Source organism: Halopseudomonas maritima, assembly GCF_021545785.1.
In the GTDB taxonomy this organism is placed as follows: Bacteria; Pseudomonadota; Gammaproteobacteria; order Pseudomonadales; family Pseudomonadaceae; genus Halopseudomonas; species Halopseudomonas maritima.
Map to the genome: position 1 here is coordinate 2,847,414 of NZ_CP079801.1, position 11,691 is coordinate 2,859,104.

The window sequence follows — 11,691 nt, forward strand, 5'->3', positions numbered from 1 at the left end:
CGCCATGCCACTGGGAAGCTCCGACATTGACCTGTACGAATCGGAAGATCCGATCTGGAACCCGGCGCTGCTGACCATCCCGATTCCCGGTATCCGCAAGATGGTTAACCTGGCGTCTACCATGGACGATGTTATTCATCTGTCCATTGGGCAGCCTGACCTGCCGGCGCCCGAGACCGTGGTGGAAGCCTCGGTTGAGGCGCTGCGCGCCGGGCAGACCGGTTACACCATGGATGCCGGCTTGCCCGAGCTGCTGGAGTCGTTGGCCGAGTACTACAGCGAGCGCTATCAGCGGCCGCTGACGCCGGACAACATCATGATCACCACCGGCGCGACCGAGGCGATCTATCTGGCGTTGACCGCAGTGGCGGCACCGGGTCGCCACTTTATCGTGCCCGATCCGGCATTCATGCTGTATGCACCGCTGATTCGCATGAACGGTGGCGAGGTGACCGAGATCACCACCCGTGCCGAAAACCACCACCAGCTTGATCCGCAGGAGGTGATCGATGCCATCGAGCCGCACACCCACGCGATTGTGCTCAACTCACCAAGCAACCCGACCGGCACGCTTTACCCCCGTGAGACGCTCGAAGCAATCCTGGAGGAGGCAGCCTATCGCGGTATTCATGTGATCAGCGATGAGGTTTACGACCACCTGATCTATGACGGCCGTGAGTATCCCTCGGTGCTGTCGTGCTGCAGCGATCTGGACCATGTGATGGTGGTCAGCAGTTTCTCCAAAACCTACAGCATGGCCGGGATGCGCATCGGCTGGCTGATCGGCAGTCAGGCGGCGATCAAAAAGCTGCGGCGCTACCACATGTTCACCACCACAGTGGCCAACACGCCGTTTCAGTGGGCGGGGGTAGCGGCGCTGCGCAGCGGCGGTGCCTTTATCGAGGAGATGCTCAGCGAGTACACCCGGCGGCGCGACCGGCTGGTGGAGCTGGTGGAGCAAACGCCGCACCTGACCGGATACAAGCCCGAAGGGGCCTTCTACCTTTTCCCGGCGCTGCCAGAAGGGGTCAATGGCACCAACGTGGCGCTGCGGCTGCTGAAGGAAACCGGCGTGTGTACCATTCCCGGCGAGACCTTCGGCAACAGTTGCAGCAACGCTTTGCGGCTGAGTTATTCAACCTCGCTGGAGCGGATCGAGCGTGCCTTTGAGCGGATTATTCCGTGGATGGAGAAGCAGGATTTTGATTAGGGGTGGGTTCTAAGCTGGTTAATCAGTGTTTAGGGGAGGTCCGGTTGGCTGTTTCTCGTGGCGCGCTGTTGTCGAATCGGCTTTTCGCCTTTTCGGCGAGCTAAGGGGCACCCGACTACGCGGCCCTTCGGGTTCGCTGCGTTGCTCGGTCTGACGGGGAGCGGCAGAACTCGTCGCTTTGCTCCTCAGACATGCTGCCGCTCTATTTCCCGTCAGCCCTGCGCTACTCGCCCGCGTAAACGGGACGAAACCCGGGTGCGCACTCCACCATGCGAGCACGTTGATCGCTCCCACACGCTTCGCGTGGGAGCGCCTGACTGGACGCTCTGCGTCCGATCCCTCATACGGCACTCTTCTTACGATCCGCTAAATCGCCCTGCGCGCGCGCAGCTCGGCAATCTGCTGTTCGCTGTACCCGAGTGTGCCAAGGATGGCATCGGTGTGCTCACCCAGCGCCGGCCCGGTCCATTCGGCGCTGCCGGGGGTGTCTGACAGTTTGGGCACGATGCCTGGCATCTTGAAGGCTTTGCCGTCGGGCAGGGTGGCGTTCAGAAACATCTCGCGGGCGAGATACTGCGGGTCGGTGAACATGTCGGCGGCGGAGTAGATCTTGCTGGCCGGGACTTCGGCCTGCTCCAAAACCTTTAACACCTCGTCCTGCGGAAGGCTCGCTGCCCAGCGGTCGATCAGTGCGTACAACTCGTCGCGACGGGTGTCCCGGCCGGCGTTGTCGGCCAGGGTCGGGTCATCGGCGAGATCATCACGGCCAATGGCACGCATGAAGCGCTGAAAAATGGCGTCGCCGTTGGCGCCGATCTGTACTGCTTTGCCGTCGCTGCAGGTGTGGATGGAGGAGGGGGTGATACCGGGCATGATGTTGCCGGTGCGCTCACGCACAAAGCCCATCACGTCAAACTCCGGCACCATGCTTTCCATCATCGCGAACACTGCTTCGTACAGGGCTACATCGACGATCTGCCCCTTGCCCTGATTGACCTCCCGGTGCCGCAGGGCCATGAGCGCGCCGATGACGCCCCAGAGCGCGGCGATGGAGTCGCCGATCGAGATGCCGGTGCGCACCGGCGGGCGATCTTCAAAGCCTGTGATATAGCGCAGTCCGCCCATGGATTCGCCCACGGCGCCAAAGCCCGGCTGATCTTTCAGCGGCCCGGTCTGGCCGAACCCGGACAGCCGCACCATCACCAGAGCGGGGTTGAGCGCGTGCAGGGTGTCCCAGTCCAGCCCCAGCTTTTCCAGGGTGCCCGGTCGAAAGTTCTCGATCAGGATGTCCGCCTCACTGAGTAACTGCTTGAGAATGGCGATGCCGTCGGCATCTTTGAGGTTCAGCGTGAGCGATTGCTTGTTACGCGCCTGCACAAACCACCACAGCGAGGTGCCCTCGTACAGCTTGCGCCATTTGCGTAGCGGGTCACCGCCGTTGGGTGATTCAACCTTGATGACCTCGGCGCCAAACTCGGCGCAGATGCGGGCGGCAAAGGGGCCGGCGATCAGGGTGCCGAGTTCGATCACCTTGAGGCCGGCGAGGGGTTTGGCGCTGTGCATGCTGTCTCCGGCACGGTGTTGGTGGCTGCACAGTGTAGGCCATTGCATCCAGGCAGCCTATCCGCGCGTGAGTGCGGCGCCTGGGACAGGGCTGCGCAGTCAGTCTTCAATGGCGTCGGCAAACTGGCCGATGGCATCAACCACGCGCTGCGCCTCGTCGCGAATCTCCAGCATGACTTCCCCGGCGCGATTGGCCAGCTCCACTCCCTGTTCGGCCTTCTCTCGCCCGCCGCTCATGCCGCTGACTGCCTGCTGGGCCAGCTCCATGTTTTGCTGCACCACGTCGTTGATCTCAACCGTGGCCTGCGCTGTGCGCGCCGCGAGGTTGCGCACCTCGTCGGCAACTACGGCAAAACCACGCCCTTGCTCGCCGGCGCGTGCCGCCTCGATGGCAGCGTTCAGGGCCAGCAAGTTGGTCTGCTCGGCGATGCCGCGAATCACCTGCACGATGCTGTTGATGCGCTCAGACTGGGCGCTCAAAGCGCCGATGCTGTCTGCTACCTGTGCCAGCTCCTGTGCGATGCTGCGCACCACGTTGACGGTCTGATCGACGGTGTCTGCGCCATTGCGGGCGCTGCTATCTGTCTCGGCGGCGATGTCGAAGGCCAGTTTTGCTGCGGCGGACTCGGCGTGCCGGCGCTCGACCTGTGCGGTGATATCGCTGGCAAATTTCACCACCCCATACAGCCTGCCCTGGGCGTCGTACAGCGGGTTGTAGGTAGCACGCAGCCAGACTTGCGCACCGCCTTTGCTGATGCGGCGGAAGCGGTCGGAGATGAAGTTGCCGTTGTTCAGGCTGGCCCAGAAGCGACGGTACTCTTCGCTGGCGGCATCCTCCGGCGTGCAGAACAGGCTGTGGTGCTGCCCTTTGATCTCATCCAGACGGTAACCCATGGTGCCGAGGAAATTCTCGTTGGCGGTGACGATGTGTCCGTCGGTGGTGAATTCGATCACAGCCATGGACCGGTTGATGGCGTTCGGCAGGCTTTCATGCTGCTGTTCGGCCTGCACCTCGCGGGTGATGTCGGTGGCCAGCTTGAGCACGCTATCCACCCGGCCGGCGGCGTCGCAAATGGGGATATAGCTGGCCTCCAGCCAGATCGAGCGCCCCCCTGGCCCTGACGCATAAAACGGTCGCTGAAGCTCTCGCCATCGGCCAGGCGCTGCCAGAACCTTTTGTATTCGGCGCTGGCTACCAGCTGTGGCGCACAGAACATACTGTGCTGCTGACCGCGTATCTCGTCCAGCTGATACCCCACCACGTTCAGAAAGGCGGGGTTGGCGTCGAGGATCACGCCCTTGGGACTGAACTCGATCCAGGCAAGGTTCTGCCGGATGGCTTCAAGGATGCTGTTCTTGTTGTCGAGCTCTTGCCGAGCCTGTTGCAGCGCGGCGCGCTGGCTGGATCCGAACATCGTTAACCTCTAGCGTCGAAACTATAGATGGTGCTGACACATAACAGGGGCATCGGCCAGAGCGGAGACATCTTGAGATGGCGGCGGCGAATTTCACAGCGCGGCGGTGGCGCGCTATGCTCGTCTGAAGCCCGTGCCATGTGCGTGGCCTGAGTTCTGGCGAAGCATGCTGCCTCGCTACCAAATCAATGTTGTGCCGATCAGGAGTGTTTCTTGGCTACCAGTCTGCTTGTGTTGCTTGACGATATTGCGTCGGTGCTTGATGACGTGTCCGTGATGACCAAGGTGGCGGCCAAGAAAACCGCCGGCGTGCTGGGCGATGACCTGGCGTTGAACGCGCAGCAGGTGACCGGAGTGCGCGCCGAGCGCGAACTGCCAGTGGTCTGGGCGGTGGCCAAGGGGTCCTTGCGTAACAAATTCATTCTGGTGCCCGCGGCGCTGTTGATCAGCGCCGTCGCGCCCTGGCTTATCACGCCGCTGCTGATGCTGGGTGGTGCCTTTCTCTGCTACGAGGGGGCCGAGAAGCTGGCGCACCGCTTTCTGCATGATGTGCACAGTGAGCATCAGGAAACGGTCAAGGCGCTGAATGACGAGAAGGTGGATATGGTGGCGCGCGAGAAACGCAAGATTGCCGGCGCCATTCGCACCGACTTTGTCCTGTCTGCCGAGATTATTGCCATCACCCTGGGCACCGTGGCGGAGGCCGAGTTTTTGACCCGTGTGCTGGTGTTGTGTGGTATTGCCCTGCTGATGACCATCGGTGTTTATGGCCTGGTCGCCGGCATCGTCAAGCTTGATGATGGCGGTCTGGCGCTGACCCGGCGCAGCAGCGCTTTTGCCCAGGCCTGCGGGCGCGGCATCCTGGCGGCGGCGCCGTGGTTAATGAAAACCCTGTCAGTGGTAGGAACTGCAGCAATGTTCATGGTCGGTGGCGGCATCCTCAGTCATGGGATTGCGGTAGTACACCACTGGATTGAAGCCAGCGCCGCGCAGGTGTCGGGCTGGCCCTGGCTGGGCACGGTGCTGGGCGGGCTGACACCGACCTTGCTGAATGCGTTGTTCGGCATTGTCGCCGGCGCGCTGATACTGGGCTTGATTACCCTGGTCGGCAAGCTGCGCGGACAGGGTGCCAGCGCCGGTTAGGCGATAGATGCAAGGCGGCTCAATGCTTGACGGAGCTGAGTGCCTGCGTGTGGGTGTTGAGGTCTTCGCCCAGGCGATACTGGTTGTTGCCGCTGCGCTTGGCGGCATACATCGCCAGGTCGGCGGCGTGGATCAGCTTGTCCATGGTCGGGGCATGTTCGGGGAAGAGTGCGACCCCGAGGCTGGCGCCAATGCGGTAATCGCGCCCTTGCAGCGTCATGGCAGGCGCCAGGCTGGTGAGCAGCTTTGCGCTGATGCGCTCGGCCTCCGCGCCGACCTCGGTGCTGCGTGACAGCCCTTCGAGCAGCACGACAAACTCGTCACCGCCCAGACGCGCGACCATGTCGCTGCTACGCACAGCGCTGCGTAGGCGTTGCGCGACTTCCACCAGCACAGTGTCACCGGCGGCGTGGCCGTGCTGGTCGTTGATGAACTTGAACTTGTTGAGATCGATGAACACCAGCGCCAGGCGGCTGTTCTGGGCGCGGGCGCGTGTAATCGCTGCGCCGAGCTGCTGTTCGAGCATCAGGCGGTTGGGCAGGCCGGTCAGTGGGTCCTTGTGGGCGAGCTGGCGCAGCTCCTGGGCTGAGCGCTTTTCGTCGGTGATGTCGCGCACGACACCCATCATCCTGATGGCCTCGCCTTGCTCGTTCTTGATCACGTTGCCGGTTTCCCTGACCCAGTGCACGCTGCCGTCTGGCCAGACCACACGGTATTCCTCGTCGTGGTTCTCGCCGGTTTCGATGCAGCGGATCTCACCAGCGCGTACGCGCTCGCGATCATCAGGGTGCACGCTGTTGCAGAACAGGCTGTAGCTGGGTGTCACCGCCCCCGGCTGGTAGCCGAACATGCCGTAAATGGCTTCCGACCAATACAGCCGGTCGGTGTCGATCTCCCAGTCCCAGGTGCCGATTTGGGCAAAATACTGGCTACGCTTGAAGCGCTCCATGGTCTCGGCGCTGGACTGCAGGTCGGTCTCGGGGTGCAGTAGCAGCACCGTCTGGCCGTCGATGTCGGGCAGGCGAGTCAGATCCTGCTGGCGCAGGCCCTGTGATGTCGGCAACTGCAGCTCGATACGCTCCAGGGGGGCGGGCATGGCGGTCAGCGCTGGCAGCCAGCGGCTGATCGGCAAGTCTGCTCGCAGCTGTTGTGCAGACTGTTCGAGCAGACGACGCGCTGAAGGGTTGTGCCAGCGGATGCGGTGCCGGCCGTCGAGTATCAGCAGGCCGTTGGGTGACAGCTCCAGTAGTGCCTTGAACGTGGATGCCCGCCTGCGACTGCGCTGCAAGGCCAGGCCTGCGAGCAGTAAGAGCATGGATAGGGCAGTCAACAAAAGGGTCATTGGGTTATCAGGCAGCGACGATTTGCCGCAGTATAACGCGGCGGCGAGGGCAGGCCATCCCGTAGTGGCAATTTGCTTTGATGGCAGCTGAACCACCGGCGCTGGCAGCACTCACAGTTATACAGGTGCGCGGGAGCGAGACATGAAGGATATGGAGCAGGTACTGAACACGATTGGCCGTACTCTGGTCGATGAGTTTTCCGATCTGACAGATATTGAGCAGGGCACCCGCGTTACGCTACGACTGCTGCTGGCGGCGCTACTGGGTGGCGTGCTGGGCCTGGAGCGCGAGCGGCAGGGCAAGGCTGCTGGTGTGCGTACGCACATGCTGGTATGCCTTGGCGCTGCGCTGTTTGTACTGGTGCCGGATGTAGCCGGGGCGCTGGATGACGCCATGAGCCGGGTGATTCAGGGTGTGGTTGCCGGTGTTGGCTTTCTTGGCGCGGGCACTATCCTCAAGGGGGATGCGGCTAATCAGGTCAAGGGTCTGACCACCGCCGCCGGCATCTGGCTGACCGCTGCGATTGGCGTCACCATTGGCCTGGGGTACCAGGCAACCGGCCTGCTCTGCGCGGCGCTGGCGTTGATCATTTTGCACCTGGTGCCGATCTTGTTCCGCCCTCCGCAATCACCCTCCTGAAAACGCCGAACTGTGCGCGGGTAGGCTTTTCTTTGTCTGACGCGCCCAGGGCTGCTGTAGTTAAATAGCCAGTGCACGGATCGCGCCTTCTCTCACGCCGCCTGGAAGCGCCCGCCTTTTTACTGATCCGTCCCTCTTGTACTGCCTGTCTGAGCCGGTCTTTGTGCCTCTTCCGGCGTCGCCTGAAAAGTGTCTTTAAAATCATCACATGTAATTCATTGCATTGTTACATGTGATGAACTAGTCTCGCTGTATGGAAAAGAAATCATCTGCCTACTATCAACGACTGTATCGTCAGCGCTTGCGTGAGCAGGGGCTGGTCAAGAAGGAAGTCTGGATATTGCCCGAGCATGCCTCTGCGCTCATGGCAGTAGAACGAAAGCTGCGCCAGCCGATGGCCCAGCTGGACGCAATGGAGAAGGAGATAGACATGAGCATGCAGCAGGTTTGGAGTGCCACGGCGTTGCATAAGGCCTTGAGCGGCACCGAGTTGTTTCAGGGCAAGCGCGCCAGTGTGGAACTGATTGACGGCAGCGAAGCCAGCTTGCACGTCACCATGCATGACTACGGTGATTTGCCGCTGTTTGTTGCCGTGTTTGGCGAGCAGATCATCGTTGAAGCCTTGTTGTGGCCGGTGAGTGATGTGCGTGATCTGGCTGAGTTTAATGAAGAGGTGCTGCGCACCCACAAGCTCTTTCCGCTGTCGAGCATCGGCCTGGAGCGTCTGGCCGACGGCACCGATTGCTACACGATGTTTGGTGCCTTGAGTTCTGGCTCGGCCCTGTCTGATGTGGTGTTCGAGATCGAGCTGCTGGCGGATAACGTGATCAAGGCGACCGAGGCCTACGAGAACCACCTGGTGATGCAAGCCTGACAAGGAGAAAGCTGATGAACGTGTGGAGCAAATTGCTGACTGCAATGCGTGGTGGCGCCCATGAGGCAGGCGAGGCGCTGGTCGACAGCCAGGCGCTGCGTATCCTCGATCAGGAAATTCGTGATGCTGATGCCGAGTTGCACCGGTCCCGCGAAGCGCTGGCCAATATCATGGCCAAGCAGAAGCTGGCAGCGGACAAGTTGAGCAAGGTCTCGGCGCGCGTCGCTGAGTATGAGCAGTATGCGCTCAAGGCGCTGGAGTCTGGTGACGAGGCGCTGGCGCGTGAAGTTGCCGAGAAGATCGCAGGCCTGGAAAACGAGGCAAAGCTGGAGTCCGAGCAGGCTGAGGCCTATGCCACCAGCGTGGCCAATCTGCGTCAGGCGGTGCAGCAGGCCGAAGGCAATATCAAGCGTCTGAAGCAGCAGGTTGATGTGGTCAAGGCTACCGAGAGCGTGCAGAAGGCGCAGCTTGCGGTGTCACAACGCTACGGCGGCTCTCAGGCCAAGATGCACACCGCGCTGGAATCGCTGGAGCGTATCAAGCAGAAGCAGGCCGAGCGTGGCGCCCGCATGGAAGCCGCGGCGGAGCTTGCGGTCGAGGGCAGCCCAGACCAGGCGCTTGAAGAAAAGCTGCGGGCGGCGGGCATTACGCCGGCCTCCGGCAGTGCGGACAGCGTGCTGGCACGCCTGAAGCAGCGCTCCGATAGCTAAACCTTGCAAGCGGTCAGGGAGGGGGGATGGAGCTTTTCTTTCAGACGTCGCTGACGTTTCCGGTGGTGCTGTTCAGCTTCATGCTGTGCGTGGCCCTGTTGTATTGGCTGACGGTAGCGCTGGGCGCGGTGGATGTTGACGTGCTGGATGCCGGCGGTGACGGCGGCATGGACGACCCGTCCAATGCCGAGGGGCTGGGTGGCCTGCTGATGAAGCTGGGCCTGCATGAGGTCCCGCTCACGCTGGTACTGACGGTGCTGGTGTTCTTTGCCTGGCTGGCCAGTTACTTCGCGCAGCTGTTGCTGCTGGGCTGGCTGCCGTTAGGGCTATTGCGCTACCCCGTGGGCCTGGTGGTGATCGTGCTGGCGCTGGTGGTGGCTGTGCCTGTCACCCGGCTGGTGGTGGCGCCGTTGCGACCGCTGTTTCGCAAGGTATTGGGTTCGACCACGCGCTCGTTGCTGGGGCAGGTGGTGGTGGTGCGCTCGCCGCTGGTCAGTGATCGACTGGGCGAGGCGGTGATGGAAGACGGCGGTGCGGGCCTGATCCTGCGTGTGCGCGCGGACCCGGCGCTGGGGTTCAAGCGTGGCGACCGCCTGGTCCTACTGGAATACCTGGAGGCGGAGCACGCCTATCGGGTGATCGGTGAAGACGAATTTAACGGGAAATAGTGCGAGACGGCACTATTCAGGTGCTGTGTTGCCCTGCAAAGGAGTTTGAGCGTAATGAGTATGTCTATGGTAATGCCCTTCCTGATCGGGGTCGGTATTGTCTTTCTGCTGATCGTCGGTTTTTTTGTCCTGTTCAATGCGTTCTACATCAAGGTGCCCCAGGGCACGGCGTTGATTGTGAACGATATGAGCTCTACCCCCAAAGTGCACTTCACCGGGGCGCTGGTTTATCCAGTGATCTACAAGAAAGAGTTCATGAAAATCTCCCTGCTGACGCTCGAAGTGGATCGACGTGGCAAGGATGGGCTTATCTGTCAGGACAACCTGCGAGCTGATATCACCGTTGCCTTCTATCTGCGGGTAAACGAGACCCAGCAGGACGTGCTCAAGGTGGCCAAAGCAATTGGGGTGGACCGAGCCTCTGACCGCACCGCCGTCAATGAGCTGTTCAACGCCAAATTCTCCGAAGCGCTGAAGACGGTCGGTAAAAAGTTTGAATTTGTCAGCCTGTTTGAAGAGCGTCAGAACTTCCGTGACCGCATCATCGAGGTCATCGGCAACGACCTGAACGGCTATGTGCTGGAAGACGTTGCAATCGATTACCTCGAGCAGACGCCGCGCACCTCGCTTGACCCCACCAACATTCTTGATTCCCAGGGTATTCGCAAGATTACCGAGCTGACTGCAACCCAGAACGTGATCACCAACGAGCTGGAGCGCAACGAAGAGCTGGCGATCATGAAGAAGAACGTCGAAACCCGCGAAGCGACGCTGGCACTGGAACGCCAGCAGGCGGATGCCGAGGCGCGCCAGCAGCGTGAAATCGAAACCATTCGGGCGCGTGAGCAGGCCGAAACTGTCAAGGTGCAGGAAGAAGAGCGCCTCAAGGCTGAGCAGGCGCGTATCCAGACCCAGCAGGATCTGGATATTCGCAGCGAGAACCACCACCGCGAAGTCGAGGTGGCCCAGCAGAATCGCCAGCGCGCTGTGGTAATCGAGGTTGAGAAAGTAACCCGTGCGCGTGATCTGGAAGTGGTCGCTCGCGAGCGTGAAGTTGAACTGCAGCGCATCGAGAAAGAAAAGGCGCTGGAGGAAGAACGCAAGAATATTGCCGGCGTGATTCGCGAGCGTGTTGCGGTCGAGAAAACCGTGGCGCAGGAAGAGGAGCGCATCAAGGAAGTACGCGAAGTCGCCGAGGCCGATCGCCAGAAGCAGGTTCAGGTGCTCAATGCACAGGCCGAGGCAGAGCAGGAGCTGGTGCGGCAGGTCAAGCAGGCCGAGGCCGATGAAACCAAGTCGCGCCACAAGGCTGTCGAGATGAATAACCTGGCCCAGGCCGAGCTGGAAGCGGCTGCCAAGCAGTCCGAGGCGGCCAAGAAGCGCGCCGAAGGTACGCAGGCAGAAGCCGCTGCCAATGGCCTGGCTGCGGCCCGTGTGCGCGAAGTGACCGCCGCCGCCAAAGAGAAGGAAGGTCTGGCCGAGGCGCGCATCCAGTCCGAGCAGTTGATTGCTCAGGCCAAGGGCGAGCAGGAGCAGGGGCTGGCGCAAGCGCGGGTGATCGAGGCGCAGGCGGCTGCGAAGGAGAAAGAAGGTCTGGCAGAAGCCAAGGTGCTGGAAGAAAAGCTCACCGCACAGGCGCGCGGCGAAGAGCAGCTTGGTGTGGCCAAGGCCCGCGCGGCCAAGGATCAGGGGCTGGTCGAGGCCGAAGTATTGCTGGAGCGCCTCAACGCCGAAGCCGAAGGTCTGGGCAAAAAGTTCTCCGCACTCGATGCGCTCAGTGCCGACGCCCGTCAGCACGAAGAGTTCCGCATGCAGCTTGAGAAGAGCTTCGAAGAAGCGATGGCCGCCATCGCCGCCAATAAGGACATTGCGCGGGATCAGGCAGAGGTACTGTCGACAGCACTCGGCAAAGCCAATATCGAGATCGTGGGCGGGGAGGGTGACTTCTTCAACTCCTTTGCCAAGTCGCTGTCGGTGGGCAAGGCCATCGAAGGTGTGGTCGGCAAGAGCCCGGTCGTGCAGGACGTGCTGCAACGGCTGCTGGCCGGTCGTGGCAACGGTGATATGCCGAGCGTCGCCAACAAGGGCGACGCAGAGGCCTGATTCACCCTTTCGCTTGCGCCCCG

The 11,691-nt window shown here is 61.6% G+C and carries 12 protein-coding genes and 1 pseudogene; 8 read left to right on the top strand and 5 right to left on the bottom strand.

Features of this window, described 5'->3' with window-relative positions; translation table 11 throughout:
* The first annotated feature begins 4 nt into the window (after nucleotides 1-4).
* Nucleotides 5-1,210 carry a pyridoxal phosphate-dependent aminotransferase gene (locus tag HV822_RS13180; protein WP_238870626.1) on the top strand — a complete coding sequence of 402 codons (1,206 nt, stop codon included), beginning with the start codon at nucleotides 5-7 and terminating at the stop codon, nucleotides 1,208-1,210.
* 366 nt (nucleotides 1,211-1,576) lie between these two features.
* Here HV822_RS13180 and HV822_RS13185 read toward each other — a convergent pair whose 3' ends face one another.
* The 4 genes and pseudogenes from HV822_RS13185 to HV822_RS18235 form a co-directional block, all read right to left on the bottom strand.
* On the bottom strand, nucleotides 1,577-2,773 hold the full coding sequence (locus tag HV822_RS13185; protein ID WP_238870627.1) for a CaiB/BaiF CoA transferase family protein: 1,197 nt from the start codon (nucleotides 2,771-2,773) through the stop codon (nucleotides 1,577-1,579).
* Between the two features lie 99 nt (nucleotides 2,774-2,872).
* A complete protein-coding gene (locus HV822_RS18225) occupies nucleotides 2,873-3,451 on the bottom strand; it encodes a methyl-accepting chemotaxis protein (protein WP_238873605.1) in 579 nt (192 codons plus the stop codon).
* Nucleotides 3,452-3,460: 9 nt separating this feature from the next.
* A pseudogene (locus tag HV822_RS18230) lies at nucleotides 3,461-3,733 on the bottom strand (PAS domain-containing protein); the annotation flags it as partial.
* Nucleotides 3,724-4,068: a PAS domain-containing protein gene (locus HV822_RS18235; RefSeq protein ID WP_238873606.1), complete on the bottom strand. Its 345-nt coding sequence runs from the start codon at nucleotides 4,066-4,068 to the stop codon at nucleotides 3,724-3,726. The gene HV822_RS18235 and the pseudogene HV822_RS18230, both read right to left, overlap by 10 nt.
* Between HV822_RS18235 and HV822_RS18240 the strand changes: the two genes are divergently transcribed.
* On the top strand, nucleotides 3,994-4,194 hold the full coding sequence (locus tag HV822_RS18240) for a hypothetical protein (protein WP_238873676.1): 201 nt from the start codon (nucleotides 3,994-3,996) through the stop codon (nucleotides 4,192-4,194). The two genes, HV822_RS18235 and HV822_RS18240, sit on opposite strands and share 75 nt — an antisense overlap.
* Nucleotides 4,195-4,401: 207 nt before the next feature.
* Nucleotides 4,402-5,331 carry a DUF808 domain-containing protein gene (locus HV822_RS13210; protein WP_238870628.1) on the top strand — a complete coding sequence of 310 codons (930 nt, stop codon included), beginning with the start codon at nucleotides 4,402-4,404 and terminating at the stop codon, nucleotides 5,329-5,331.
* Between the two features lie 19 nt (nucleotides 5,332-5,350).
* On the opposite strand, the gene HV822_RS13215 is transcribed toward HV822_RS13210, so the two are convergent.
* Nucleotides 5,351-6,646 carry a diguanylate cyclase domain-containing protein gene (locus HV822_RS13215; RefSeq protein WP_238870629.1) on the bottom strand — a complete coding sequence of 432 codons (1,296 nt, stop codon included), beginning with the start codon at nucleotides 6,644-6,646 and terminating at the stop codon, nucleotides 5,351-5,353.
* Nucleotides 6,647-6,824: 178 nt separating this feature from the next.
* Between HV822_RS13215 and HV822_RS13220 the strand changes: the two genes are divergently transcribed.
* The 5 genes from HV822_RS13220 to HV822_RS13240 all read left to right on the top strand — a co-directional run bounded on the left by HV822_RS13220 (nucleotide 6,825) and on the right by HV822_RS13240 (nucleotide 11,668).
* Nucleotides 6,825-7,313, top strand: coding sequence for an MgtC/SapB family protein (locus tag HV822_RS13220; protein ID WP_238873607.1), 489 nt, complete (start codon nucleotides 6,825-6,827; stop codon nucleotides 7,311-7,313).
* Nucleotides 7,314-7,566: 253 nt separating this feature from the next.
* The gene (bacA, locus tag HV822_RS13225) at nucleotides 7,567-8,187 is read left to right on the top strand and encodes a biofilm formation regulator BacA (protein WP_238870630.1); all 621 of its coding nucleotides are present in this window, start codon (nucleotides 7,567-7,569) and stop codon (nucleotides 8,185-8,187) included.
* 14 nt (nucleotides 8,188-8,201) lie between these two features.
* Nucleotides 8,202-8,897: a PspA/IM30 family protein gene (locus tag HV822_RS13230; RefSeq protein WP_238870631.1), complete on the top strand. Its 696-nt coding sequence runs from the start codon at nucleotides 8,202-8,204 to the stop codon at nucleotides 8,895-8,897.
* A gap of 26 nt (nucleotides 8,898-8,923) precedes the next feature.
* On the top strand, nucleotides 8,924-9,565 hold the full coding sequence (locus HV822_RS13235) for a hypothetical protein (RefSeq protein WP_238870632.1): 642 nt from the start codon (nucleotides 8,924-8,926) through the stop codon (nucleotides 9,563-9,565).
* A 54-nt stretch (nucleotides 9,566-9,619) separates the two neighbouring features.
* A complete protein-coding gene (locus tag HV822_RS13240) occupies nucleotides 9,620-11,668 on the top strand; it encodes a flotillin family protein (protein ID WP_238870633.1) in 2,049 nt (682 codons plus the stop codon).
* Nucleotides 11,669-11,691: the final 23 nt, after the last annotated feature.

Excerpts from the sequence above, each read along its gene's own strand:
- HV822_RS13180 (WP_238870626.1), top strand. The coding sequence starts at position 5 with ATGCCACTGGGAAGCTCCGACATTGACCTGTACGAATCGGAAGATCCG.
- HV822_RS13185 (WP_238870627.1), bottom strand. The coding sequence starts at position 2,773 with ATGCACAGCGCCAAACCCCTCGCCGGCCTCAAGGTGATCGAACTCGGC.
- HV822_RS13215 (WP_238870629.1), bottom strand. The coding sequence starts at position 6,646 with ATGCTCTTACTGCTCGCAGGCCTGGCCTTGCAGCGCAGTCGCAGGCGG.
- HV822_RS13220 (WP_238873607.1), top strand. The coding sequence starts at position 6,825 with ATGGAGCAGGTACTGAACACGATTGGCCGTACTCTGGTCGATGAGTTT.
- bacA (WP_238870630.1), top strand. The coding sequence starts at position 7,567 with ATGGAAAAGAAATCATCTGCCTACTATCAACGACTGTATCGTCAGCGC.
- HV822_RS13230 (WP_238870631.1), top strand. The coding sequence starts at position 8,202 with ATGAACGTGTGGAGCAAATTGCTGACTGCAATGCGTGGTGGCGCCCAT.
- HV822_RS13235 (WP_238870632.1), top strand. The coding sequence starts at position 8,924 with ATGGAGCTTTTCTTTCAGACGTCGCTGACGTTTCCGGTGGTGCTGTTC.
- HV822_RS13240 (WP_238870633.1), top strand. The coding sequence starts at position 9,620 with ATGAGTATGTCTATGGTAATGCCCTTCCTGATCGGGGTCGGTATTGTC.